Annotated in this window: 21 protein-coding genes and 1 pseudogene; 8 read left to right on the top strand and 14 right to left on the bottom strand. The window is 35.6% G+C overall.

The window, feature by feature from the left end; all coding sequences use genetic code 11:
* Positions 1-150 precede the first annotated feature (150 nt).
* The 3 genes from H601_RS0100145 (at position 151) to accC (ending at position 3,107) form a co-directional block, all read left to right on the top strand.
* A complete protein-coding gene (locus H601_RS0100145) occupies positions 151-1,149 on the top strand; it encodes a beta-ketoacyl-ACP synthase III (RefSeq protein ID WP_026709627.1) in 999 nt (332 codons plus the stop codon).
* A gap of 24 nt (positions 1,150-1,173) precedes the next feature.
* Positions 1,174-1,668, top strand: coding sequence for an acetyl-CoA carboxylase biotin carboxyl carrier protein (gene accB / locus H601_RS0100140; RefSeq protein ID WP_026709626.1), 495 nt, complete (start codon positions 1,174-1,176; stop codon positions 1,666-1,668).
* Between the two features lie 92 nt (positions 1,669-1,760).
* Positions 1,761-3,107: an acetyl-CoA carboxylase biotin carboxylase subunit gene (gene accC / locus H601_RS0100135; protein WP_026709625.1), complete on the top strand. Its 1,347-nt coding sequence runs from the start codon at positions 1,761-1,763 to the stop codon at positions 3,105-3,107.
* A 45-nt stretch (positions 3,108-3,152) separates the two neighbouring features.
* Here the strand turns inward: accC and H601_RS0100130 are convergent, their stop codons facing one another.
* Complete coding sequence (locus H601_RS0100130; protein ID WP_026709624.1) at positions 3,153-5,024, bottom strand: S9 family peptidase; 1,872 nt, start codon at positions 5,022-5,024, stop codon at positions 3,153-3,155.
* A 127-nt stretch (positions 5,025-5,151) separates the two neighbouring features.
* On the bottom strand, positions 5,152-8,367 hold the full coding sequence (locus H601_RS0100125; RefSeq protein WP_026709623.1) for a reprolysin-like metallopeptidase: 3,216 nt from the start codon (positions 8,365-8,367) through the stop codon (positions 5,152-5,154).
* 237 nt (positions 8,368-8,604) lie between these two features.
* Between H601_RS0100125 and H601_RS14910 the strand changes: the two genes are divergently transcribed.
* The 5 genes and pseudogenes from H601_RS14910 to mtgA all read left to right on the top strand — a co-directional run bounded on the left by H601_RS14910 (position 8,605) and on the right by mtgA (position 12,784).
* Positions 8,605-9,795 carry an NAD(P)/FAD-dependent oxidoreductase gene (locus H601_RS14910; protein ID WP_084139903.1) on the top strand — a complete coding sequence of 397 codons (1,191 nt, stop codon included), beginning with the start codon at positions 8,605-8,607 and terminating at the stop codon, positions 9,793-9,795.
* Positions 9,796-9,895: 100 nt separating this feature from the next.
* Positions 9,896-10,588, top strand: a complete 693-nt coding sequence (locus tag H601_RS0100115) for a T9SS type A sorting domain-containing protein (protein ID WP_026709622.1) — start codon at positions 9,896-9,898, stop codon at positions 10,586-10,588.
* 58 nt (positions 10,589-10,646) lie between these two features.
* Positions 10,647-10,787, top strand: a pseudogene (locus tag H601_RS16915) (hypothetical protein); the annotation flags it as partial.
* 21 nt (positions 10,788-10,808) lie between these two features.
* On the top strand, positions 10,809-12,032 hold the full coding sequence (locus tag H601_RS0100110; RefSeq protein ID WP_169628239.1) for a T9SS type A sorting domain-containing protein: 1,224 nt from the start codon (positions 10,809-10,811) through the stop codon (positions 12,030-12,032).
* A 71-nt stretch (positions 12,033-12,103) separates the two neighbouring features.
* Positions 12,104-12,784 (top strand): monofunctional biosynthetic peptidoglycan transglycosylase, encoded by a 681-nt coding sequence (gene mtgA / locus H601_RS0100105; RefSeq protein ID WP_026709620.1) that lies wholly within the window; start codon positions 12,104-12,106, stop codon positions 12,782-12,784.
* 101 nt (positions 12,785-12,885) lie between these two features.
* Here the strand turns inward: mtgA and H601_RS0100100 are convergent, their stop codons facing one another.
* From H601_RS0100100 to H601_RS0100045, 12 genes are all read right to left on the bottom strand, one after another.
* Positions 12,886-14,991 (bottom strand): prolyl oligopeptidase family serine peptidase, encoded by a 2,106-nt coding sequence (locus H601_RS0100100; protein ID WP_026709619.1) that lies wholly within the window; start codon positions 14,989-14,991, stop codon positions 12,886-12,888.
* A 47-nt stretch (positions 14,992-15,038) separates the two neighbouring features.
* On the bottom strand, positions 15,039-15,413 hold the full coding sequence (locus H601_RS0100095) for a DoxX family membrane protein (protein WP_026709618.1): 375 nt from the start codon (positions 15,411-15,413) through the stop codon (positions 15,039-15,041).
* Between the two features lie 138 nt (positions 15,414-15,551).
* The gene (locus tag H601_RS0100090; protein WP_026709617.1) at positions 15,552-16,106 is read right to left on the bottom strand and encodes a hypothetical protein; all 555 of its coding nucleotides are present in this window, start codon (positions 16,104-16,106) and stop codon (positions 15,552-15,554) included.
* An 11-nt stretch (positions 16,107-16,117) separates the two neighbouring features.
* Positions 16,118-18,499: a TonB-dependent receptor gene (locus tag H601_RS0100085; RefSeq protein WP_026709616.1), complete on the bottom strand. Its 2,382-nt coding sequence runs from the start codon at positions 18,497-18,499 to the stop codon at positions 16,118-16,120.
* 76 nt (positions 18,500-18,575) lie between these two features.
* Positions 18,576-18,914 carry a hypothetical protein gene (locus H601_RS0100080; RefSeq protein ID WP_026709615.1) on the bottom strand — a complete coding sequence of 113 codons (339 nt, stop codon included), beginning with the start codon at positions 18,912-18,914 and terminating at the stop codon, positions 18,576-18,578.
* Positions 18,915-19,007: 93 nt separating this feature from the next.
* Positions 19,008-19,451 carry a hypothetical protein gene (locus H601_RS0100075; protein ID WP_026709614.1) on the bottom strand — a complete coding sequence of 148 codons (444 nt, stop codon included), beginning with the start codon at positions 19,449-19,451 and terminating at the stop codon, positions 19,008-19,010.
* A gap of 171 nt (positions 19,452-19,622) precedes the next feature.
* Positions 19,623-19,988 (bottom strand): type II toxin-antitoxin system VapC family toxin, encoded by a 366-nt coding sequence (locus tag H601_RS0100070; RefSeq protein WP_026709613.1) that lies wholly within the window; start codon positions 19,986-19,988, stop codon positions 19,623-19,625.
* Positions 19,978-20,145: a hypothetical protein gene (locus H601_RS16420; RefSeq protein WP_156900306.1), complete on the bottom strand. Its 168-nt coding sequence runs from the start codon at positions 20,143-20,145 to the stop codon at positions 19,978-19,980. Before H601_RS16420 ends, H601_RS0100070 begins: the two co-directional genes overlap by 11 nt.
* 138 nt (positions 20,146-20,283) lie before the next feature.
* Positions 20,284-21,273 (bottom strand): aspartate-semialdehyde dehydrogenase, encoded by a 990-nt coding sequence (locus H601_RS0100060; protein WP_026709612.1) that lies wholly within the window; start codon positions 21,271-21,273, stop codon positions 20,284-20,286.
* Positions 21,274-21,632: 359 nt separating this feature from the next.
* Positions 21,633-22,040 carry a large-conductance mechanosensitive channel protein MscL gene (gene mscL / locus H601_RS0100055; RefSeq protein ID WP_026709611.1) on the bottom strand — a complete coding sequence of 136 codons (408 nt, stop codon included), beginning with the start codon at positions 22,038-22,040 and terminating at the stop codon, positions 21,633-21,635.
* Between the two features lie 66 nt (positions 22,041-22,106).
* Positions 22,107-24,548 (bottom strand): bifunctional UDP-N-acetylmuramoyl-tripeptide:D-alanyl-D-alanine ligase/alanine racemase, encoded by a 2,442-nt coding sequence (locus tag H601_RS0100050; protein WP_026709610.1) that lies wholly within the window; start codon positions 24,546-24,548, stop codon positions 22,107-22,109.
* A 3-nt stretch (positions 24,549-24,551) separates the two neighbouring features.
* On the bottom strand, positions 24,552-25,172 hold the full coding sequence (locus tag H601_RS0100045) for a thymidine kinase (protein WP_026709609.1): 621 nt from the start codon (positions 25,170-25,172) through the stop codon (positions 24,552-24,554).
* Between the last annotated feature and the right edge of the window lie 7 nt (positions 25,173-25,179).

The raw sequence follows: 25,179 nt of genomic DNA, 5'->3' as shown, positions 1-25,179 counted from the left end.
CGAATACAGATAAACTCTCACCTTGTGGGAGTTTTTTTGTTATACCTATATTTCTTGAAAATTAGCATTTTAAAAGAATTAAATATCGATTTTTTTTTGTAATTTCCACCTCTTTTAGCCTTTTAAAGGAAGAGAAAACAAATATAACCTATGAGTAAAACAACAGCCGCTATTACCGCCGTGGGTGCTTATGTTCCTGATTTTGTGTTGTCTAACCAAGTTCTTGAAACATTGGTGGATACAAATGATGAATGGATTACTTCACGTACTGGAATTAAAGAAAGAAGATTATTAAAAGAAGAAGGTCAAGGAACATCTTTTTTAGCTATAAAAGCAGCTCAAAATTTAATTGAAAAAAGAAAACTAAATCCTGAAGAAATTGATGTAGTTATTGTTGCAACTGCAACTCCTGACATGCCGGTTGCTTCAACAGCGGTTTATGTTGCCACTCAAATTGGTGCTACAAATGCATTCGCCTATGATTTGCAAGCCGCCTGTTCGAGTTTCCTTTACGGAATGTCCACTGCTTCAGCCTACATAGAATCAGGAAGATATAAGAAAGTACTTTTAATTGGTGCGGATAAAATGTCCTCCATTATTGATTATACTGACCGAGCTACCTGCATTATCTTTGGAGATGGTGCAGGTGCTGTTCTTTTTGAGCCTAACCATGAAGGATTAGGATTTCAAGATGAGTACTTAAGAAGTGACGGAATTGGTAGAGAATTTTTAAAAATTGATGCAGGAGGTTCCATCCTTCCTCCATCTGAAGAGACTGTAAAAAATAAGCAACATTTTGTATTTCAAGACGGTAAAACTGTTTTCAAATATGCAGTTTCCGGAATGGCCGATGTGAGTGAAAAAATTATGCAACGAAACAATCTTTCACATGATGATGTAAATTGGTTAGTTGCCCACCAAGCCAACAAAAGAATTATTGATGCAACTTCCGGCAGAATGGGATTAGATGAAAGCAAAGTATTAGTCAATATTGAAAAATATGGAAATACAACTTCTGCTACACTTCCACTCTTGTTAAGCGACTTTGAACACAAGTTAAAAAAAGGAGATAACCTCATTTTTGCTGCCTTTGGAGGTGGATTTACTTGGGGTTCTATTTATCTTAAATGGGCATACGACAAAAAATAAAAAACTAAACTAAACTAGAATATCATGGATATTAGAGAAATTCAAAACCTAATCAAATTTGTAGCAAAATCAGGTGCTACCGAAGTTAAATTAGAAATGGATGATTTTAAAATCACCATCAAAACAACTGAAGCAGGTGCAGCTGAAGCGTCTTATTTTCAACATTATCCAGCCGCTCAACCTATGCAACCAATGATGCAACAACCTGTTGCTCCCGCAGCTCCTGCACCGGCAAGTACTCCAGCTCCTGCAAGTGCACCGGTTGAAGACAATTCAAAATACATTACAATTAAATCGCCAATGATTGGTACCTTGTACAGAAAACCAGCACCAGACAAAGCTCCTTTTGTTGAAGTTGGTTCAACAATTTCAAAAGGTGATGTTGTATGTGTAGTGGAAGCAATGAAATTATTCAACGAAATTGAATCTGAATTTTCAGGTAAAATTGTCAAAATTTTAGTAGACGACATGTCTCCTGTTGAATTTGATCAACCTTTATTCTTAGTAGATCCGTCATAAAAAGTTAGAAGTTAGAAGTTGGGAGTTAGATGTTTTTCTTTCTTCTTAATTGTCTAATTGACACATTGTCTAATTATCTAATTGAAAAAAATATGTTTAAAAAAATATTAATAGCCAACCGTGGAGAAATTGCATTACGTGTGATTAGAACCTGTAGGGAAATGGGGATTAAAACTGTGGCGGTTTATTCTACGGCCGATGCAGAAAGTCTTCACGTAAAGTTTGCCGATGAAGCCGTTTGTATTGGTCCTCCACCTAGTAATTTGTCCTATTTAAAAATGTCGAATATTATTGCAGCAGCAGAAATTACCAATGCTGATGCGATTCATCCAGGCTACGGATTTTTATCTGAAAATGCTAAGTTTTCTAAAATTTGTCAAGAACACGGCATTAAGTTTATTGGTGCTTCTCCTGAAATGATTGATAAAATGGGAGATAAAGCTACTGCTAAAGCCACAATGAAAGCAGCAGGTGTTCCTTGTGTTCCCGGTTCTGACGGAATTTTAGAATCGTATGAACAAGCCGAAAAGATAGCGAAAGAAATGGGTTATCCTGTGATGCTTAAAGCTACTGCCGGTGGTGGTGGTAAAGGTATGCGTGCTGTTTGGAAAAAAGAAGATCTTCTCAAAGCTTGGGAAAGTGCTCGTCAAGAATCTGCTGCAGCCTTCGGAAACGATGGTATGTACATGGAAAAATTGATTGAAGAACCAAGACATATTGAAATACAAGTAGTAGGAGATGCTTATGGAAAAGCGTGTCACCTATCCGAAAGAGATTGCTCCGTTCAACGTCGTCATCAAAAATTAACAGAAGAAACTCCTTCTCCGTTTATGACCGATGAATTGCGTCAAAAAATGGGAGAAGCTGCTGTAAAAGCCGCAGAGTTCATTAAATATGAAGGGGCCGGAACGGTTGAATTTTTGGTGGATAAACACCGAAATTTCTACTTCATGGAAATGAACACACGTATACAAGTTGAACATCCAATTACGGAACAAGTTATTGATTACGATTTGATTCGAGAACAAATTTTAGTAGCAGCAGGTGTGCCAATTTCCGGTAAAAATTATTTACCTCAATTACATTCAATTGAATGTCGTATTAATGCAGAAGATCCGTACAATGATTTTAGACCTTCACCGGGAAAAATCACGGTACTTCATGCACCGGGTGGACATGGCGTTCGTCTAGATACACACGTGTATGCAGGTTACACGATTCCACCAAATTATGATTCGATGATAGCCAAATTGATTACCACAGCTCAAACCCGTGAGGAAGCAATAAACAAGATGAAACGTGCTTTAGATGAGTTTTATATCGAAGGAATTAAAACCACCATACCATTTCACCGACAATTAATGGACGAGCCGGATTATGTAGCCGGAAATTATACCACAAAATTTATGGAGAGTTTTAAAATGAACGATCCGGAATAAATAGAAAATCCCAAGTGTTGAGCTTGGGATTTTTTGTTATTTACTTTATAACGTCTCTTTCAACCATCCAAAAAACTCGCGTTGCCAAACTATCGCATTTTGGGGTTTGAGTACCCAATGGTTTTCTTCCGGGAAATAAACAAATCTACTTTTGATGCCTTGCAATTGAGCCGCTTGAAACGCCTCTTGTCCTTGCCCGATTGGCACACGGTAGTCTTTTCCACCTTGAATAATTAAGATTGGTGTATCCCATTTGGTTACATTTTTAATGGGATTAAATTGTGAATAGGTTTTTTGTGCCAAAGCATTGGTTTTATCCCAATAGGGTCCGGCTAAGTCCCAATCGGTAAAGAACACTTCTTCTGTTGTTCCATACATACTTTCTAAATTGAACACACCGCAATGAGAGATAAATGATTTAAAACGTTTGTTGTGTATTCCGGCTAAATAGAAAACGGAATAACCACCGTAACTTGCACCAACAGCTCCCAAACGGTTTTTGTCCACATAATTTTCTTTGGAAACATCATCAATGGCAGAAAGATAATCATCCATTACTTGTCCGCCCCAATCTTTACTGATTTGTTCGTTCCAAGCTACACCATGACCCGGCATTCCGCGACGGTTTGGTGCTACCACTACATAACCTTGTGAAGCCATTAAACTGAAATTCCAACGGAAGGAATACGATTGTGACAAGGCACTTTGTGGCCCACCTTGGCAATACAATAAAGTCGGATATTTTTTTGTTGCATCAAAATTGGGAGGAAGAATGACCCAAACCAACATTTTTTTTCCATCAGTTGTAGTTACATATCGTTTTTCAAATTTGGGTAAAGCTAATTTGTTGTACGTTTCATTGTTTACTTTGGTGATTTGTAACCATGTTTTTTTCTTAAAATCATAGGAATAAATTTCTTTAGCATGGTTCATATCAGTTCTTCCAACAATAACTTTGTCTCCTGAAAAGCCAACAATATCCGTCACATCAAAATCACCTGAGGTAATTTGACGCACCGTAATGGCTATTCGAGTTAATCCCGGAAAGTTCACTTCAAACAGTTGTTTGGTGCCATCAACCGGAGCTAAAAAATAGACTTTTTTACCATCGGAACTCCAAGTGAAACTGTCCACTGTTCCGTCCCAATTGGCGGTTAAGTTCATGTCCATTCCTTTGAAACGTACGATAATATCATTTATATCGGCTTCATAACCATCCCGTTTCATTTGTAACCACGATAATTCACCATTTGGAGAAATGGTGGGATGAGTGTCGTAACCTAAATTGTTTTCGGTTAGGTTTGTTGTGGTTTTGGTTTCTAAGTTGTATTCGTATAAATCGGTATTGGTAGAAACGGCATACGCAGTTCCCGATTTCTTTTTACATACATAAATAATACTTTTACCATCTTTGGACCAAACATAATCTTCGTCTCCACCAAATGGTTTTTGAGGAGAATCGAAAGGTTCGTCTTTCATGATGTCAACAAATGATTTTTCTTTATCAACTTCAGAAAAGCCGACATGGTTATAACTTCCTTCGTTCCAAGTATCCCAATGGCGATAATTTAAACCATTGTAAATTTGAACATCTGATTTTTTTAAATCGGGATGTACATCTTTTCCATTGATTTTTTCAACTTTAACTTCTTTGTTTGAGAGTTTATATTTACCGTCTGGCGAAAGATTTTTATCCACTAATAGTTCTTTGGTATCGGTAATTTCAGTAGCCGTTCCTCCGTTAACTGGAATGCTGAATGTCTTCGAATTCGATTTGTTTTCTTCCACTGAAGGAATAGAAACTTTATAAAGTATATTTTTACCATCTTTCGAAATACCTAAAGGCGAAACTCGACCTAATTTCCATAAGGTTTCAGGTGTTAAAACTTCTTGGGCGGCTAGTGTTTGAATTCCCATACATAAAGTGAAAATAATGATACTTTTTTTCATTGCATAAAAAAATTAAAAGTATAAAAGTAACGTTTTTTGCATAAAAAAACCATCTCCGATAAAGAGATGGTTCTAAAAAAAGGATATTATTTTTTTATTGTTTAATGAAACGTTTTGTCTCTGAACTCGTTTCGTTTACTAATTCAAGTAAATAAGTACCCGTTGTTAGCGAGGAAACATTCACTGTGTTTTCAGATAAAGTTCCGGTTTGCACCACTTGACCCATTACGTTAATAATTCTGAATTGCGAATAAACCGTTTCTGATGAAATGAATAAGTTTCCATCTTTCACCGGATTTGGATATAATTTAATGCTGCTACTCACGATAGGTTCAATTTCTACTTCACCTTCTCTACCGGAAGAAACAACGTTAACCGTATAATCTTCTACTTCACCAAATGAGAATGTTTCACAAGAAGTTGGAGAAGCATTGTATTTCATTGAAACTCTCATTCTGGTTTGACCTAAAAGAGCCGTTGTTGGCACCGTAAAACTTCCCGAAATTGGAGTTGCTGTTGTGCGATTTCTGTTGAAAACTTGTTCGCCAGCATCGGCAAAATCACCATCTCTATTCCAATCAATCCAAACACGATATGCTTCACTGTAAACAGTTCCGGTCCATCCCGGTGTAATTGTAATTGCATTACTAGTTCCTCTTACTAAATTAGTTGATAAATTAGTAAAGTTACCATATCCGCCATTGTTACCCGATAAATTATTTATAGAACCTAGTTGTACTCTATTGATGAACTCATCCGCTGTGCTATTTCCTCTTGAAGCACAATAAGTTACAGTAGTATTAGCCAAAGTAGTTACACTAACCGTATTGCTATTCACCGAAATATTTCCGGCAGCATCTTTTGCTCTAACATTAAAAGTATAAGCGGTTGAAGCTGTTAAACCTGTTGCAACATAGGTAGTTGCTGTTGTTGATGCTAAGAAAGTTCCGTTTTGATACACATCATAACCAGTGACACCTACATTATCGGTTGCACCAGACCATGATAAATTTGTTGAAGTTTGTGTAGTTCCTAAAGCTGATAATGTAGGAGCTGTTGGAGCCGTTGTATCAGGAGCAGGAGCAGATTGAGTAGTTACTGAAACGGTGTTACTGTTACCAGAAACATTTCCGGCAGCGTCTTTTGCACGAACAAAGAAAGAATAAGTCGTTGATGCGGTTAAACCTGTTGCAGTATAAGTTGTTCCGGTTACAGAAGCAAGTAATGAACCATCTCTATATACATCATAACCAGTCACACCTACATTATCTGTAGAGGCTGTCCAAGATAAATTTGTGGAAGTTTGAGTTGTACCGGCAGCGGTTAAATTCGTTGGTGCCGTTGGTGCAGTAGTATCAGCTACAGCTGTTGTCAACGTAAAATTAGCATTAGAAACATCAAAGAAAATGTGATTATTTCCTTTCACCATAATGCGACAGGTAGAGCTACTCACGTTTGGCATTGTTACCGCTTGTGAACCATCATTAGGTGTAGCAGTTAATAAAGTTGTCCAAGTATTTCCACCGTCTGTTGAAATTAAAATATCAACATTGGCACAATTTACATTGTTCGCCGTTGTTCCGGCTACGTTCCATGTTACAGTTTGTGAACTTCCACCGGCATATGAAACAGCTGCGTTTGGTGAAGTTACTGTAAATGGTCCAGCTGTTGCATTAACTGTCACAACCATATCGTCACTGTTGTTAGCAGAACCACCCTCTCTGTTGTCACGAACAGTTAATCTGAAATTCATTGTTCTGGCTACTGATGGTAAGGCTTCAACAGTAATTTCTGTACCTGCTGTTGTAGTTGCACCCGCTAAAACAGATTGCATTCTTGGGAAGTAACGAACAGGAGAAGTACTTGAATTGTAAGATCTGAAAGTAGGCCCTGTAGTTCTTGTAGCACTTGCTGCAGAACTTGCACCAGTTGCGGTTGATGCCGCATTGTCAAATTGCTCCCAGTTAAATGTTAACACATCGCCGTTAGCATCGGTTCCTGAACCGGTTAACATAAATGGCGTGCTTTTCGGAATGGTGTAATCTAATCCTGCATTGGCAGTAGGCACCGCATTTCCTGTTGCTGTATTGGTTTGACAGGTTTTTCCTTTCACATTATTGGTTACTTGTTGAATACTAATAGCATGAAAATAAGCATCTGAGTTGGGTTGAATATCTTGACTTGTAATTCCGGCATAACCCATAATAGTTGATCCAGAACCTGGCTCCATATTCGCTCCGGTTCCTTCGTTGCTCATTGAAAACGTATGGTTAGCACCAAATTGATGACCAAATTCGTGAGCAACATAATCAATATCAAAGGTGTCGCCAGACGGAACGCCATTTGCTGGAGAAGTATAACCTCTACCTTTTTGATTGTTTACACAAACACAGCCAATACAACCGGCATTTCCACCACCACCAGTAGCACCAAATAAGTGACCAACATCATAATTGGCTTCTCCAATAACATTGGTTAAAGTAGTTTGCAATTGATTATTCCAATTCGACATGCTTGTAGCAGGAGAATATGGATCAGTTGAAGCATTTGTATAAATAACCAAGTTATTGTTGGCAACCAAAACCATTCTGATGGCAAAATCTTTTTCAAAAACGCCATTTACTCGAGTCATTGTATTGTTCATAGCGGCCAAAGCTAAAGCCGTTGTGCCGCCAAAATAGGTTGCATACTCTCCAGTACATGATAAAGCTAAACGAAAAGTTCTTAATGTACTATCATCAGCATTTGGACGTAATGTAGAAGGGTCAATTTGTTCATTTACCGTGTCAATTACACCACATTCAAAAGGAGAAAAGTGTTTTACTTTATCTGCTTTGCGATATACGGTATAAGTGGTCAAATCAGAAGAAATAGGTTCAATAAAAACAGCTGATTTTCCTGCGTTTAGTTGCATTGATTTGAATCCTAATGGAGAAATACTGAAATAAATGGTTGAGGTAGGATTATCAATCCCAATTCCGATATACGATTTAATCTCAGGATATTGTGCAGCTAAAGCAGCTTCCATTTGTGAATTTTCAAAAACACTGAAGCGTTCCATTTTCCCCGTTTCATTTGGAAATTCCATTACGATACCGTTTTTTTGAGACGAAAATCGGTTAGGAACGGTGTTTAAAGACTGCTTCACAGCCTCTACGTTTAAGTTAAATAAATTTTGTTGGGGAAGATCAAGACGACTTTCCAACACTCCGGAAGAAAAAGTTGAAACTTTTGTCCAAGGAGAAGTACTTTGGGCAACAGAAAAACTTATACTTGCCAACAGTGAGACACAGAGTAATTTAAGTTTCATGGTTAAATATTTAAGTTAATTAAATTCAAATGTAAAATTATTTTCATGCTGTTAATAGATGATTTTACTATTTTATTAACAATTTTAAAAAATAGTGATTGATTTCTTATTATAATAACAAGCATAATGTTAAAATTCAAATATTACAATGACTTCAATACAAAAAATGATGCCTTTTCTTGAAAATATTTTCAAACAAGAAAATAAAAAGTACATTTATGAAAATTTTTCAAAAAGATGCAACTTAGTTTTTGGGAACTTAAAAATTGGTTTACAAATGTGGATTTTACCATTGTAGGTAGTGGAATTGTAGGATTACATTGTGCACTTGAATTACGGGAAAAATTTCCTTCTGCTAAAATTTTAGTACTCGAAAAAGGTGTTCTTCCGCAAGGAGCGAGTACAAAAAATGCTGGATTTGCCTGCTTTGGTTCCGTTTCTGAAATCTTGGACGATTTGCATTCGCATACAGAAGAAGAAGTGTTGCAATTGGTTCAAAAAAGATGGGAAGGATTACAATTACTTCGTAAGCGAATTGGTGATGAAGCGTTAGATTTGAAACCTTTTGGCGGATATGAATTGTTTTTGAAAGAAGATGAATCTACGTATGAAGAATGTTTGCAGAAACTACCGTTTATCAATGAATTGTTGAAACCGTTGTTTAAAAATGATGTTTTTTCGAAAGAAGTGGATCGATTTGCTTTTCAGGGAATACAAGAATATGTACTTTTCAATCCTTATGAAGCTCAGATTGATACCGGAAACATGATGCAACAATTGTTGAAACTAGCAGTTCAAAACAATATTCTAATTTTAAATCAACAAACTGTTTCTTCGTTTATTGAAAAAAATAATGCAGTAGAAGTTGAGTTAGAAGATTTTTCCTTTCCAACCAAAAAATTGTTTTTTGCTACAAACGGATTTGCGAAGGAACTGATCAATGGAGAAGTAAAACCGGCAAGAGCTCAAGTTCTGATTACTAGACCAATTCCTAATTTAGATATCAAAGGAACGTTTCATTTGGATAAAGGCTATTATTATTTTAGAAATTTTGAAAATAGAATACTACTCGGTGGAGGAAGAAATTTAGATTTTGATGGAGAAACCACAACAGCATTAGCTCAAACAGAAATAATTCAAAACAAGTTGGAGCAATTGCTAAAAGAAGTAATTTTGCCCAACCAATCGTTTGAAATTGAACATCGCTGGAGCGGAATTATGGGCGTTGGCAATCATAAAAAGCCAATTGTGAAACAGTTAAGCGAAAATGTTTTTTGTGGTGTTCGTCTTGGCGGAATGGGGGTTGCGATTGGTAGCTTGGTGGGTAAAGAATTAGCAGATTTAGTAGGAAAAAAAATTACTTCCTTGAATGTTAGAAAATTAGCAAAAAAATTTGTTTGTTTTTTGTATTTCTTTTCTTATATTTGAAATGTTAACTACTAAACAACTTTTTATGAATGTAAGATTACCACTTCTCGAACATCCAACATCGAACAAATTAAAACACTTAACTTAATTCTTTTAAATAATGTTTGGTTTCTATTTTTTGATTACTACTCAAGCAAATTTTGCTCAAAACAACACAGCTATTTCAATTCAATGGGATGGAAGTGATGATAAATGCGAATTAGAAGTAGAAAAAAGAGACATTACAAGAGAAGAAAACAAATTCTGTAGTTATGTCATTCAACTTGAGATTAACAGCACACAAACCTTGAATGCAGTTTTTTCCTCTCAACCAAATATGATTATTACACCGGCTGCTTTTACCATAACACCGGGGGTAACAACTTACACATTTACAATTGTACCCTTAGGCAATTATCAAGGGGGAGATGTTGAATTTCTACTCACCGGAACAGACGCCGAAGGCAGAGTCTGTTTATATGATTTCAAATTATTCATACCGAGTTGTGTGGAAAACAATACTACTGAAAAGCTTGTTGAAACCCAAAAAGACAACTACAATTACATTCAATCAAAAGTGGCTTTTACACCCAACCCAACTACAGGTATACTGTATTTTGATTTTGAAAACGTTAAAATGAATAGTCAACTTTATTTATTTGATTTGACCGGAAGACTAATCTATTCTAAAGAAATCAAGGAAGAAAAAGGACACTACACGATTGATATGAATGCATTACCGAGTGGGATTTATGTGGCTGTGATAAAGAACAATGGGCAGATTGTATCACAACATAAAGTTGTAAAACAATAAAAATCACAAAGCTGTTGATTAAGTCATCAGCTTTGTTTAATCATTTAAAAATTACAAGATGAAAATATGTTTAAAAAAGATTGTATTTAGTTTAATTATATTACTAAATAACTATATATATTCTCAATGCTTTACGAAGATAAGTTCAGGTCTTTATCATATTGTTGCATTAAAGACTAATAATAGCTTCTGGACCTGGGGTTCTGACAATGGTTATCAAATGGGTAATGAAAATTTTATTCCTGAATTAACTCCAATACAATTATCAACAGAAACTAATTGGTTGTCTGTAATTGCAGGTAGATCAGAAAATACATTTGTTTTGAGGAATGACGGTACTTTATGGGGAATTGGTGCAAATCAATATGGTCAATTGGGAGTTGGAAGTGCTATTGTAGGTCAATCAACATTTTCTCAAATTGGGAATGCTACATGGAAACACATATCTAGTACTGCTCATACGTTCGGGATTCGCACCAACGGCACTTTATGGGGTTGGGGTCAAAACGATGGCAGACAAATGGGAAGTGCGGTAACTTGTTGTAGTAATGTATTGTCACCCGTTCAAATTAACCCTGATACCGATTGGAAACAAGTAGAAGCTAGTCATGTAAGAAATGGTATAGCCATCAAAGAAAATGGAACGCTTTGGGGTTGGGGTACTAATGGGGGTATGTTAGGTGATTCAGGGGTCTCTACAATCAACAACCCGACTCAATTATGGCCGGGCAACGACTGGGAGTATATATCCGTTGGTGCTAATCATTTATTAGGTCTTAAAACCAATGGTGAATTATGGACTTTCGGAGGTAATGCAAACGGTCAAGCCGGTACGGGATTTAATCAATTCATAGCCAGAAGACTAGGGGAAGAATTTTGGATGTATGTTTCAGCAGGTTTCCAATCTTCTTATGCTATTAAATCTGATGGTACACTATGGGCTTGGGGTAGAAATGACCAAAGTCAATTAGGCGATGGCACCACTACTCAACGTAATGCTCCGGTTCAAATTGGTACTGATTCCAATTGGGTAGCGGTAGCAGGCGGTACCTTTCACGCAGTTGCGTTAAAATCAGATGGCTCACTATGGGCGTGGGGTAACAATCAATTTGGGCAGTATGGCAATGGTACGACAACTACATCACCTACTCCATTGTATATTCCTGTGGAGGGTTGCACATTGTCGATTAGTGATTTTCAACAAATTCCGGTTGTTATTGCTCCTAATCCGGCTAAAGAAACTACAACCCTTTATTTTAAAAATACCCTTGAAAAGGTATCGCTAAAAGTATATGATTTTGCAGGAAGAATACTCTTGAATCAAGAAGCAGAAGGGATAAAAGAATATCAATTGAATACTAGTGATTATGCAATAGGAGTATATATCGTTGAAGTAAAAAATAATGGCAAATTAGTGGGGAGTTATAGGTTGGTGAAGGAGTAGCTTTGATAAAAACATAAATAAAACAACATTTTCTATTTTTCTATTTACTTTTGGAGAATAATTCATTTTGTATGATAAGAAAAATATTCCGTTTCCTTTGGAAAGCAATGTTGTGGTTTTTTGGAATTTCTATTTTTATGGTCATTCTCTATAAATTTGTTCCGGTTCCTTTTACACCTTTAATGGGAATAAGAGCCTTCGAACAAAAAAAGGAAGGCAAAGAAATGATATGCAGTCACGATTGGGTGCCGATAGAAGAAATTTCGATTAATCTTCAAAAAGCGGTGATTGCCAGTGAAGACGGTCATTTTTTAACGCATAATGGTTTTGATTTTGAAGCGATAGAAAAAGCAATGGAAGCCAACAAAAAAGGAAAAAAACTGCGTGGCGGTAGTACCATTTCGCAACAAACGGCCAAAAACGTTTTTCTATGGCAAGGAAGAAGTTATTTACGAAAAGGTTTGGAAGCCTATTTCACTGTTTTAATCGAATTGATTTGGGGAAAAGAACGCATCATGGAAGTCTATTTAAATAGTATTGAAATGGGTAACGGGGTTTATGGAGCACAAGAAGCATCACGCGTATGGTATCGAAAAGACGCGATTAACTTGACTCCACGTGAAGCTGCCGGAATTGCAGCAATTTTACCTAATCCAAGAAAATTTAAAGCAACTAATTCTTCCAATTACATCAATCGTAGAAAGAATAAAATTGTTAGACAAATGAGTTATTTGGGGAAGATTGAGTATTAGAATCAAATAGTATTAAACCATTAAGAAATTAAGGTTCATTAAGTCAAACTTCTTAATGAACCTTAATTTCTTAATGGTTATATGAAAAAAAATGTTGAAAGCTAGATTTTCTTTATCCCCATATTAAACAACGTAAAAGCTTGTATATCGGCATTTTCCTCAATGGTTTTGGAAATTGGTTTTCCGGCACCATGTCCGGCATTCACATCAATTCGTATCAACACCGGATTTTCACCCGCTTGTTTGTCTTGTAATTCAGCTGCAAATTTAAAACTGTGTGCAGGAACAACTCTATCATCGTGGTCACCGGTTGTTACTAAAGTAGCAGGGTATTTTACTCCTTTTTTTACATTGTGAACTGGCGAGTAGTTTTTTAAATACTCAAACATATCTTTATTATCGTTAGCTGTTCCGTAGTCATACGCCCATCCTGCTCCTGCTGTAAACGTATGGTAACGTAGCATGTCTAACACGCCTACCGCCGGTAAAGCGACTTTTGCTAAATCCGGACGTTGCGTCATTACCGCTCCCACCAATAATCCACCGTTAGAACCACCGCGAATAGCTAAATAATCAGATGACGTATACTTTTGAGCGATTAAATATTCGCCGGCAGCAATAAAATCGTCAAATACGTTTTGCTTTTTCAATTGTGTTCCGGCATCGTGCCATTTTTTACCGTATTCACCGCCACCACGTAAATTAGCCACCGCATAAATTCCGCCATTTTCCATCCAAACAGCATTGGTAATACTGAAACTTGGTGTTAAGCTTACATTGAATCCACCATATCCATAAAGAATGGTAGGGTTTTTACCATCCAATTTTATTCCTTTTTTATGGGTAATAATCATCGGAATTTTTGTGCCGTCTTTAGAAGTGTAAAACACTTGCTTACTTTCATAATCCGTAGAATTGAAATCTACTTTCGGTTTTTGGTATTCTTTTGATGTTCCGGTTTTGGGATCAAAAGAGTAAATGGTTCCGGGTGTGACATAATTGGAAAAAGAGAAGTATAATTCTTTTTCCGTCTTTTTTCCACCGAAACCTCCGGCAGAACCTACGCCAGGTAATTTAATGTCGCGAATTGCTTTTCCATTATAATCGTATTGAACAATTTGTGAAATCGCATCTTTCATATAATTGGCAAAAATGTATCCGCCACCGGTTGAAGGAGATAACACATAATCCGTTTGCGGAATAAAATCTTTCCAGTTTTCAGGCTTGGCGTTTTTTGCATCCACCGTTACAATTTTTTGGTTAGGAGCATTCAAGTTCGTTACGATGTATAATTTTGAACCAACATTATCAATTATATAATTATTACTATTGAAATTATCTACAATCGTTTCTAACTTACTATTTGGATTACTTAAATCTTTAATATATAACTCGTTCCCGGTTGTAGAGTTAGCCGCCGTGATAATCAAGTATTGTTGGTCTTCAGAAACACCACCACCCACATAACGTCTCTTTTCGTTTAGTCCAAAAATGACTTTGTCTTCTTTTTGAGAAGTGCCTAATTTGTGGTAATACAATTTATGTTGATCGGTTTTGGCAGAAAGTTCGCTTCCTTCTGGTTTGTCATAACTAGAATAAAAGAAACCATCATTTCCTAACCAAGAAATGCCGCTGAATTTTACATCAACTATGGGTTGTTCCAGCACTTTTTTTGAAAAAGCATCCATAATGATGATTTTGTTCCAATCGCTTCCGGCTTCCGAAGTAGAATAAGCCACGAGCGAACCATCTTTTGAAAATTCTAAATTGGCCAACGAAGTTGTTCCGTCCGCTGCAAATGTATTAGGGTCTAAAAAAATTTCTTCTTTACCTGATTTGTCTTTTCGGTATAAAACGGATTGATTTTGCAAACCGTTATTTTTATAAAAATAGGTATAATTTCCTTCTTTAAAAGGAGCAGAAATGCGTTCGTAATTCCACAATTTTCCTAATCGTTCTTTAATTTGATTACGATAAGGAATGGTGTTTAAAAATTTAAAAGTCACTTCATTTTGGGTTTTTACCCAATCTTCTGTTTCCTTTGAGCGATCGTCTTCCAACCAACGATAAGGGTCGTTTACTTCCGTACCAAAATAAGTGTCTTTTACGTCAACTTTTTTTGTTTCAGGATATTGAATAGGAGAACTGGTTTGTGCATTCATACTCATCACACAAACAATTGCAATTGTTGATAAAGATTTTTTCATTGAAATAATTGATTGATGTACAAATGTAAACAATCGAGTTGTTAATTTTAGTTAAATAAAGGTTTGTATTTGGGCCATAATTTGTACATCAAAACACCGTTTATTACCGCTACTAATAATGCTCCACTTATTCCGGGAATATCTAAAAACAAATGAAAAAGTAAAATATTAACGGAAATTGGAACCAAAACAATTAAAGCAAAAGCAACCCATTTATTCAGCAGTAAAAAAGTGCCAATAATAATTTCTACAATTCCTACTACTTGTAAAACATAACCGGTTGAAGCTAGCGAATTAATAAATTCTGCAGCGTTGTCTGGTAGTTCAGGAGCCGGTATAAAGTTTAAAAACTTGTTCAAACCGAAAATAACAAGAATAGCCCCAAGTAAAATTCTCATTAATTTAGTAAATTGTGAATTCATAATAAATGTGTTTTTGGTTAGAAATCGCTATTAAATTGTCTAAATTAATAAAAAATACATTATAAAAATCACAATATGAAATAAAAAAAGCAAATTCATTATTTTGAATTTGCTTTTTTGTAATGGAATGTAGCGGTTTTATTCAACAACTACTGGGAAAGAAACTTCAGCATCGGTTGAACCGCCGGCATTGGTTATGTCACCTGTTGAAACTCCTGCTGCACTTTTGTTTAATAAATGTCTCAAGATGACAGTAATATTTCCTGTACCCGGATTTATTCCTGTTGTAAAGGTAAATTCTAACCCAAGTGGTTTACCTTCGGAATCAAAATCAACGTAGTTAAAATTACCTAAACTATTTGAAATTTGATAAAAAACTTGGTGCTCTAGATCTTCTTCTGCTACTTCTTCAGAGATGTCCTCAGCCGGATTTTCCAATTCATTTAAAAATTGAACTGTACCGGTATAGGTTGTTGATATTGCAAAATTGCCACTTACTGTAACTGTCGGAGCATTTGGTCCATCTCCGTCTGCATCTCTTGACGTTAGAGTAATGATTTGCCCGCCTCCCACAAATCGAGCAATTACGGTGGTAATTACCTCTTCTTCGTTCACCGGAGAATCGTCATTACTACATGAATTGAACGTAAAGATTGCTGTTAAGGCCAAAGCCATGATTTTTAAATTTTTCATTTTTGTGTTTTTTAATAATTAAATTTTACTTGTAATTGTATGTTTCTACCCATTTCATCAACAAAAAAACGTTGGCGATTTAAGTAGTCACGGTAGTTTGTGTTGAATATATTTTGAATGGATAATGCGATTGTTGTATCCAAATTTTTGAAAGTCTTCACCTTCATTTCCGAATAAAAATGAAACAATTGATACGCTTTTGGCGGAGTACTGATGTCAACCAAAACCGGAACAAATTCGCCATCCAAAACAATATCCGTTTCAAAATTGAAGTTCGGATAACGGTTTTGACGAAAAACGGTCTCTGATTGAAGCTCTAAAAGCAATCCGTTCCACTTCGGTTTTTTAAAGTCGATGGAAGAAGAAATCGTCATCGGCGGCATGTCTATCAACGGTTGATTTTTGGATTCATCTTCGCCGTTTACGTAGGCAAACGAAAATTTATGTTGCCAATTGGAATGGATGTTCCAAGTCGAATGAAAGTCGAGTCCCATTAAACGAGCATTGGTTTGTTGAAATTCCCAAACTGGAAAAGCTCCGCGAATCGTAGTTTCAAAACCAATGGGTCGCAAATACATAAAATTGGAAATGTAATGCAAAAACGGGTTGATTTCCATTGAAAAAGACTTTCCATTTTTCGATAAAGAAGAAGAAAATTTAAGTGATTCTTCTTTTTTCAAACGTAAATCACCCAACTCAATTTGTCCGGTAGAATGATGCAAACCATCCGAGAAAAATTCAGATGGATTGGGATTTCTGTTGGATAAGCTCAAGTTATTCAACCATTTCCAATCCGATTGAAAATCTTTTCGTACACCTAAACTCGCAGAAACATTATGAAAGGTAAACCTTGGTTTGGTCAACCATTGGCTTGCCGCTTCACCTATAATAATGTCACCAAAATCACCTTGATAACCGCGTTCGTCCCAACGGGATTTCAAATAATATTTCGTTGCTTCGATGGTTGAAAAATCATAACGAATGCCACCATCTACAATCAAATCCTCTTTGATTTCATAGGTTCCGATGCCATACCCACTTCCATCAAATCGAACATAAGTTGGAATTAATGGTCGCACACCGGTTCTTGGATTGGCAAAATTATTTTGAAATAATCCGCTGATTCCGGTTTTCAACGTAAATCGCTCCCATTCTTTTTTGTAATCCGATTGAAGAGAATGTGTTGTTAATTCCAAATCCAAAGCCGATTTGTTGACATTTTCTCCTCTACGGATGTCAAATTCATTTCGGTTGTTGAATTGAAGCGAATAAAAAGTAGAAATCGAACTGCTTTCATCAAATCTTTGCAAATAATTGAACTTAAATAAATGATGATGAATGGCTTGTCTGGGTTGTTCAATCGAATACGTAAAATCATCAATTCTATACGGAACTTGATTGTTGATGGAATTATACAAATCGGTCACATTTCCAATATGCGAAGCACTTAAAATTCCAATCGTGGCATTATACAAACTGTAAAAAGCAGAAAGTTCATAGTTTTCTTTTATATACGAAACATCGCCTGAAAAATTCAGTTCTCGATTTCCGGAATTGGATAAAATGTAATCAGGAGCTTCCCGATCACCAAAATAAGTGAATGTTCCCAACGCATTCCATCGCCAACCTTTCAAATTTCCTTTGTGAATACTCGAACTTATTGTTCCGCCACGACCATTGGATGAACCGCTGACAATCGTTTTACCAAACAACGTATCTTGCTTCACACTCATTGACTCGATAATCACCATTCCGCCCACCGCATCGCCACTGTATTGCAAACCTGAAGCTCCTTTGACAACCGAAATTTTTCCGGCCGCATTCAAATCAAAATTCGGAGCGTGTTCCGTTCCCCATTGTTGGTCTTCTAAGCGAACTTGATTGGAAAAAATGGGCACTCGACTGCTGTGCAGACCGTTAATCACCGGCTTGACAATGGTCGTTCCGGTACGTAAAAGTGAAACGCCCGGGACTTCCTTCAATGCATCTGCTAATGTTTTGGAACTATTTCGCTCGATTGAAGCTTTTGAAATGCGTTGTTCCGATAAACTACTGCTGACTTTGGTCGTTTTTTGCTTAACGGTAACCGATTCTAATTTCGTTTCGGAAGGTTTCAATTGTACATTCAGCACCACATCTTCGGTCATATCCACCAACGTGTCGCAGGTTGTATAGCCCAAATAGGAAATATAAACCCGCAATTCGCCTTTGGGCAAACCGTTGATTTCGAATTCGCCAATTGGATTACTGGCCGTATTCAGGTACTTGGTATGAATGTGACTTCCGGTTAGCGGTTGGTTTTTTTCGTTGGTGATTGTTCCACTTAATGTGAATTGACCATAACTCGAAAATCCAAACCATAACAAGAAGAAAAGGATAATTAAGTATCGCATTTTCCGGTTCAAAATATAAAACACATGGAGTCATTACTATTGATGTAGCAAATGACTATTTTTTGTTTCTAAAATTTTAAACGGTTTGCGGCGGTCCGCGATGCGAAAAAAGGGAACCTGAAAAGGTAGAAATAATGGCTTGTTCCTTAATTAAATAGGGAACAGGTTTAATCGGGAAATCAAATCGATAGGTTAAAACTTCCGGCTGGATATAAAACCAAAAATGAAAGTCACAAATGGAACAATCCTCTTCCGAATGTTGATGCGAAAAACCATCGTGAGAATGATGACACACTTCGGTTTCCTCAACATCATCAGCCACTAAATATTGATAGGTATGCAATGACTGAAACAGTATCGTGAACAATACTGCCGACATTAAATACAGGTTTAGTATGGCTAATTTCTTTTTCATTGGGTGCAAAGGTAGGGAAAAAGGTGCTTAAAGTGATTTTTTTAGGAATAGTTTAGGAAGTTGGAATCTTTTTGATTTACAAAGAAGTTTTTTTTATTCCTTAATTTGTTTTGCTTCTAAATAAAAATATATAAACATAAATAGGTGAGTAAAATTAATACCAAGTGCCAAAGTATTATCATTTTTAATATAATTAAAATATGAAAATATGTTGAAAAATTTAAAAGAAAACTGCATTATTTTATCGCCTGAACTAATGAAATATAGTGTTAAATCTGGACCAATTACTAATTTATAAGTTATTCCAAAAAAAATAATACTAAAAGCTTGTATCAAGTTAATTATAGCTAAACTATTTAAAGATTTTTTTAAATGCCTCTTTTCAAAAATAAAAAATATTGGTAATAAAAATAAAATAGAAAAAGTAATAAGTAATATAGTTTCGATTTTAAAACTTGATGTAAAAATATCAACTAAACTAATAATAAAACAAAAAACAAACACTAATGCATTATAAATTAAAACTGCTTTTTTCATATCTCTCTAACTGTAAATGTATTTTCTTTTTATAAAATTATTAATTTGTAAAAAAAATTAATTAAAAAATAACAAAAATTCCACAACATCTTAATAATATCAAGATTTCTTGTAAAACAACAAACAAAAAAAGCCCCTAAAAAGGAGCTTCTTACTTTGATAATATTATATTCAAAATTCAACTAATATTAAATCTAACTCATCTATTTTTGAAAATCCTTTATCAGCTGTTACCAAAGGTAAACCATATACTAGGGATGTTGAAGCAATAATTGCGTCAGGTAATTTTATACTATACTTTTTTCTTAATTCAATAGTTTGTTCTTTAATTTTTAAATTCCAATCTATGTTAAAAGTGTCACTTATTAATTCTTTTAATTTTATTTCTTCCGTTTTTTTGATTCCTTTAAAACCAAGTAATTCAACTTCTGAAATAAAAGATATTCCAAAATTATAGTTCAAGAAAGGTTCTACGTTAGGATTTCCTTCGTGAATGTAAACCAAGAAATTTGTATCAGCTATAAAATCAATCTTCATTTTCTCTTATTTTGGTCTGATAGTTCAAGCCATCTAAATTTCTCTTCAATTTCCCAAAATGTTTGGCTAAATTTCCCTTTTTTGGTTCTTTTTTTAATTTTTCCGTCAAAAGCTTAGCTATATTTTTGGAGTTGGATTTATTTATTATTAAAGTCATATTTTCAAATGTTTATGATTAACAAATTTAATTAAAAATAATAAAAATTCGGCAACATCTTAATAATATCAAGATTTCTTGTAAAACAACAAACAAAAAAAGCCCCTAAAAAGGAGCTTCTTACTATAATAAATTATCTTACACTAATTTATTTACCACCAAATACTCCGCAATTTGCACTGTATTTGTTGCTGCACCTTTGCGTAAATTATCCGCTACAATCCACATATTTAATGTATTGGGCTGACTTTCATCACGGCGAATTCTACCCACAAAAACATCATCTTTTCCTTGAGCATAAATGGGCATTGGATAGGTTTTGGTGTCTAAATTATCCTGAACGGTAACGCCTGCTGTGTTGTGTAAAAGTGCACGCACTTCATTCACATCAAAATCATTTGAAAATTCAACATTTACGGCTTCACTGTGTCCGCCAACAACCGGAATTCGGATGGCAGTTGCTGTTACGGCAATGCTTCTATCGCCCATAATTTTTTGCGTTTCACGAACCAATTTCATTTCTTCTTTGGTGTAGCCGTTGTCTTCAAACACATCACATTGCGGAATGGCATTTCGGTGTATTGGGTACGGATACGCCATTTCGCCTTTCACTCCGGCATATTCATTTTCCAATTGTTGCACTGCTTTTACACCCGTTCCGGTAATGGATTGATACGTGGAAACAATTACTCGTTTCACGTTGTATTTTTTATGTAATGGATTTAGAACCATCACCATTTGAATCGTTGAACAGTTAGGATTCGCAATGATTTTATCGTCTTTGGTCAATTCAGAAGCATTGATTTCAGGAACCACTAATTTTTTGGTTGGATCCATTCGCCAAGCGGAAGAATTGTCAATTACGGTTGTACCGGCTTCAGCAAATTTGGGAGCCCAAGCCAAGGAAGTTTCTCCTCCGGCAGAAAATAACGCAATGTCCGGACACATTTCAACGGCGGTTTGCAATCCAACGACCTTGTAATTATTTCCTTTGAATTCAATTTCTTTTCCAACCGACTTTTCCGAAGCAACCGGAATTAATTCCGTAATCGGAAAATTTCTCTCCGCTAAAACTTGAAGCATAACTTTGCCAACCATTCCGGTAGCACCAACAACTGCAACTCTCATGTGTGAATTTTTAGATTTAAAATGCAAAAGTATAGAATATTAAGGTGAAAAAAGTCTGTTTCACAAAATTTTGGTTTTTTGTAAAATAGATACTAAAATAGAATTTATTGTTTGAACACAATTTTTTTGTTTTTGCACGAATTTTATTATTTTAAATTAATGTTTCGCCACGAATTACACTAATTTACACGAATTAATTTGTGCAAATTCGTGCAATTCGTGGCTATTAAAAGTTAAAGTAAAATTTTGAAATAACAGTAAACAGTTTTGAACAATATTATTTTTTGTAATTCGTGGATACAAAAAAAAGACCCCGAACAAGTCGGGGTTTAGTTAGAATATATAGTGTAGCGGAACGACTATTTTTTCAATAAATCTCTGATTTCAGCCAATAATTCTTCTTGTGTTGGTCCTGCCGGAGGTGCTGGTGCTTCTTCTTTTGGCTTTCTCATTTTGTTGTAACCTTTAATGATGATAAACATTACAAAACCTACAATTACCAAGTTCACTAAGGTATTTACCCAAGCTCCCCAACGAATGGCTACTTCCGGTACGGCAGCAACGCCTTCTGATTCTGCTACTGCAGCCTGTAAAACGATTTTCATTTCTGAAAAATCAACGCCACCTGTAAGCATCCCAACAACTGGCATTACAATATCATTTACAAATCCATTCACTACAGCACCTACAGCACCCGCCATAATTACTGCAACGGCAAATTCAATAACATTGCCGGTCATGATAAAATTCTTAAATTCTTTCAACATAATTTTAGTTTTTAAAGTTTTGTTAAAACGAAGTTAGTTAAAATTTTAACACATACAACAAAAAAATTACTCTCTGTAGAAAATTCGCTTCACGCGTTGTGAAATTCCGGTCAGAATTTCATACGGAATAGTATTCAACTGATTGGCCATTAACGTTGCAGAAGGATTTTCGCCCAAAACAATCACTTCATTTCCTTCGATACACGGAATTGTAGTGACATCCACCATCAACATATCCATACAAACACTGCCAACAATCATTGCTTTTTGGTTATTAATCATTACAAAACCGAGTCCGTTGCCCCAACTTCTTCTGATTCCGTCGGCATAACCAATTGGAATGGTTGCAATTCGGGTTTCTTTTTCGGCAACAAATCGTCGGCCGTAACCCACGCTTTCTCCGGCTTGAATGGTTCTTACTTGGGAAATAATGGATTTTAAAGTCCCCACATTTTCCAAAAACTTTTGCTCGTTGGCATCGTTTGAAATGCCATATAAACCAATTCCCAATCGAACCATGTCGAATTGTGCTTGCGGATAATTTGAAATTCCCGAAGTGTTCAGAATATGCCGAATCGGATTAATTTCTAATGCCGTACTTATATGAGTAGAAATACGGTTGAATTTTTCAATTTGTTCCAAAGCAAAATCGTTGTGTGCTAAATCATCGCTCGTTGCCATGTGCGATAAAATACTTTTTACTTGAACGGTTTTGCAGTTTTTTAGAATCGAAATTAATTCTTCCAAATGCAATTCTTCAAAACCCAATCGATGCATTCCGGTATCAATTTTTAGATGAATGGGAAAATGCTTCAAATGCTTTTGTTTAGCAATTTTTAAAAAGGCATTTAATCCTTTCAAACTATAAATTTCGGGTTCCAATTGATGCTGAATAATGGCTTCAAAACTAGTTGATTCAGGATTCAAAACCATAATCGGTAATTGAATTCCGTTGCTTTTGAGAGCAATTCCCTCGTCGGCGAAAGCCACACCTAAATAATCTACTTTGTGGTATTCTAGCAATTTGGCAATTTCCAGTCCGCCATTTCCATAGCCAAATGCTTTGACCATCACCATAATTTTGGTTTCAGGTTTAAGTTTAGCTTTGTAAAAATTCAAATTATGTGAAATGGCGTTGAGGTTAATTTCCAAAACGGTTTCGTGTGTTTTTTCTTCTAACAACGAAACAATTTCTTCAAAATGAAAACTTCGTGCTCCTTTGATGAGAATCGTTTCATTTTCAAAATTCAAACTTTCAAAATGAGCTAGAAATTCGGCTTGAGTGGCAAAGGTAATTCCGTTTAGAAATTTATTTTTATAGTTTGAAATGGTTTCGCCCACACCAATTACACGACTGATTTTGTTGGAAATAACCATTTGAGAAACGCGTGAATACAACTCATCATTTTGTAATCCACTTTGAAAAATATCCGATAAAATCAGTGTTTTTTTATGGTGTTGTTTTTGATTTTCCAAAAAATCCAATGCGATTTTTAGTGATTGAAAATCGGAACTATAACTATCGTCGATAATGGTGGTATTGTTGATGCCTTTTTTCACTTTTAATCGCATTTCGATTGGATATAAAAGCGACAATCTATTTTGGATGGTATCTAAATCATACTTAAAATAAAACATGACCATTAAACACTGAATCACATTTTCAATAGAAGCCTCATCCGAAAAGGGAATGTTGATTTTAAAACACGTTTTGTTATAGGTTACATTCAAACACGTTTTGTCGTTCGTGGTTTTATGATGAACCAACACATCGGCAGATTGATCACTCGAACTCCAAGAAAACGTTTTGATGTTTGGATTTAAAAAAGCGTCAATTGATTTATTTTTGTTGTAAATCAGTACTTCTACATTAGGAAAAAGTTTTAATTTTTCTTTGATTTTCTGACCCAAATTCTCAAAACCTTCATCGTGAGCAGAACCAATATTGGTTAGAATTCCAATGGTGGGTTGAATGATTGGTTCAAGAAATTGCATTTCGTTTACAGTGGAAATTCCTGCTTCAAAAATGCCTAAATTATGTTGTTCGTTAATCCCAATCACAGAAAGCGGCACACCAACTTGTGAATTATAACTTTTTGGACTTCGGATGATATTATAATCGGGACTCAATAAAAAATTGAGCCATTCTTTTACGATGGTTTTTCCGTTACTTCCGGTAATGCCAATGATGGGGAAACTGAATTTTTTTCGATAAAATGCCGCGAATTGTTGAAGAGCAAGCAAGGTGTTTTCCACTTTCAGAAAATTGACACCTTCAATAACTTCTACATTTTCAGAAACCACAAAATTACAAACACCTTTTTCAATGAGTTCATTAATATAAGCGTGTCCGTTATTATTCGGTCCAATCAAGCAAAAAAACAAGGTATAAGTATTGTTTTGCAACGAACGGCTGTCGATGGAAACGTTTTGAATACTGTTATCAGGATGATTTCCGAAAAATTCAGCTTGAAGTTGAGGGATAATATCGTTGACAACGAGACTCACGGCTTAGGTTTTTGATTTGTTTTCCGCTTCAATTTTGTGTTCGGCTTGTTCACGCATAGCATGATAGTAAGCGGCTCTGCTTAACGGTTCATATTCTTCGGTTTCGCCTAGCATAACTAATTTATCATTGTCAGCTTTTCTGAAACTGTAATTGGCTAAATTTCCGGTTCGAGTGCAAACGGCGTGCACTTTGGTGACATATTCGGCTGTTGCCATCAAAGCAGGCATTGGGCCAAAAGGGTTGCCTTTAAAATCCATATCCAATCCGGCTACAATTACCCGAATGCCTGAATTGGCTAAATCATTACAAATGGCAACAATTTCATCGTCAAAAAATTGAGCTTCATCAATACCCACCACATCACAACCTTGAGCCAAAATACGAATATTGGCTGCAGCCGGAACAGGTGTAGAACGAATTTCATTTGAATCGTGTGAAACCACCATTTCATCGTGATAACGCGTATCGATGGCCGGTTTAAAAATCTCCACTTTTTGTTTGGCAAACTGAGCTCTTTTGAGTCTGCGAATCAGTTCTTCGGTCTTTCCCGAGAACATTGAACCGCAGATTACTTCAATCCAGCCAAATTGTTCTTTATGATTTACGGTATTTTCAAGAAACATTTTCTAC

The organism is Flavobacterium filum DSM 17961 (assembly GCF_000425465.1).
Taxonomy (GTDB): Bacteria; Bacteroidota; Bacteroidia; order Flavobacteriales; family Flavobacteriaceae; genus Flavobacterium; species Flavobacterium filum.
The sequence above is the reverse complement of the archived record's forward strand: the minus strand, read 5'-3'. Positions and strand labels throughout refer to the sequence as shown.

Bases quoted from the DNA above. Each gene is read 5' to 3' on its own strand.
- H601_RS0100060 (WP_026709612.1), bottom strand. From the start codon at position 21,273: ATGAGAGTTGCAGTTGTTGGTGCTACCGGAATGGTTGGCAAAGTTATG.
- H601_RS0100090 (WP_026709617.1), bottom strand. From the start codon at position 16,106: ATGAAAAATTTAAAAATCATGGCTTTGGCCTTAACAGCAATCTTTACG.
- accC (WP_026709625.1), top strand. From the start codon at position 1,761: ATGTTTAAAAAAATATTAATAGCCAACCGTGGAGAAATTGCATTACGT.
- H601_RS0100115 (WP_026709622.1), top strand. From the start codon at position 9,896: ATGTTTGGTTTCTATTTTTTGATTACTACTCAAGCAAATTTTGCTCAA.
- H601_RS0100095 (WP_026709618.1), bottom strand. From the start codon at position 15,413: ATGAATTCACAATTTACTAAATTAATGAGAATTTTACTTGGGGCTATT.
- H601_RS0100070 (WP_026709613.1), bottom strand. From the start codon at position 19,988: ATGAAGATTGATTTTATAGCTGATACAAATTTCTTGGTTTACATTCAC.
- H601_RS0100085 (WP_026709616.1), bottom strand. From the start codon at position 18,499: ATGCGATACTTAATTATCCTTTTCTTCTTGTTATGGTTTGGATTTTCG.
- H601_RS0100080 (WP_026709615.1), bottom strand. From the start codon at position 18,914: ATGAAAAAGAAATTAGCCATACTAAACCTGTATTTAATGTCGGCAGTA.
- H601_RS0100145 (WP_026709627.1), top strand. From the start codon at position 151: ATGAGTAAAACAACAGCCGCTATTACCGCCGTGGGTGCTTATGTTCCT.
- H601_RS14910 (WP_084139903.1), top strand. From the start codon at position 8,605: ATGCAACTTAGTTTTTGGGAACTTAAAAATTGGTTTACAAATGTGGAT.
- H601_RS0100110 (WP_169628239.1), top strand. From the start codon at position 10,809: ATGGGTAATGAAAATTTTATTCCTGAATTAACTCCAATACAATTATCA.
- H601_RS0100130 (WP_026709624.1), bottom strand. From the start codon at position 5,024: ATGGGAATTCAAACACTAGCCGCCCAAGAAGTTTTAACACCTGAAACC.
- H601_RS0100045 (WP_026709609.1), bottom strand. From the start codon at position 25,172: ATGTTTCTTGAAAATACCGTAAATCATAAAGAACAATTTGGCTGGATT.
- H601_RS0100100 (WP_026709619.1), bottom strand. From the start codon at position 14,991: ATGAAAAAATCTTTATCAACAATTGCAATTGTTTGTGTGATGAGTATG.
- H601_RS16420 (WP_156900306.1), bottom strand. From the start codon at position 20,145: ATGACTTTAATAATAAATAAATCCAACTCCAAAAATATAGCTAAGCTT.
- accB (WP_026709626.1), top strand. From the start codon at position 1,174: ATGGATATTAGAGAAATTCAAAACCTAATCAAATTTGTAGCAAAATCA.
- H601_RS0100075 (WP_026709614.1), bottom strand. From the start codon at position 19,451: ATGAAAAAAGCAGTTTTAATTTATAATGCATTAGTGTTTGTTTTTTGT.
- mscL (WP_026709611.1), bottom strand. From the start codon at position 22,040: ATGTTGAAAGAATTTAAGAATTTTATCATGACCGGCAATGTTATTGAA.
- mtgA (WP_026709620.1), top strand. From the start codon at position 12,104: ATGATAAGAAAAATATTCCGTTTCCTTTGGAAAGCAATGTTGTGGTTT.
- H601_RS0100125 (WP_026709623.1), bottom strand. From the start codon at position 8,367: ATGAAACTTAAATTACTCTGTGTCTCACTGTTGGCAAGTATAAGTTTT.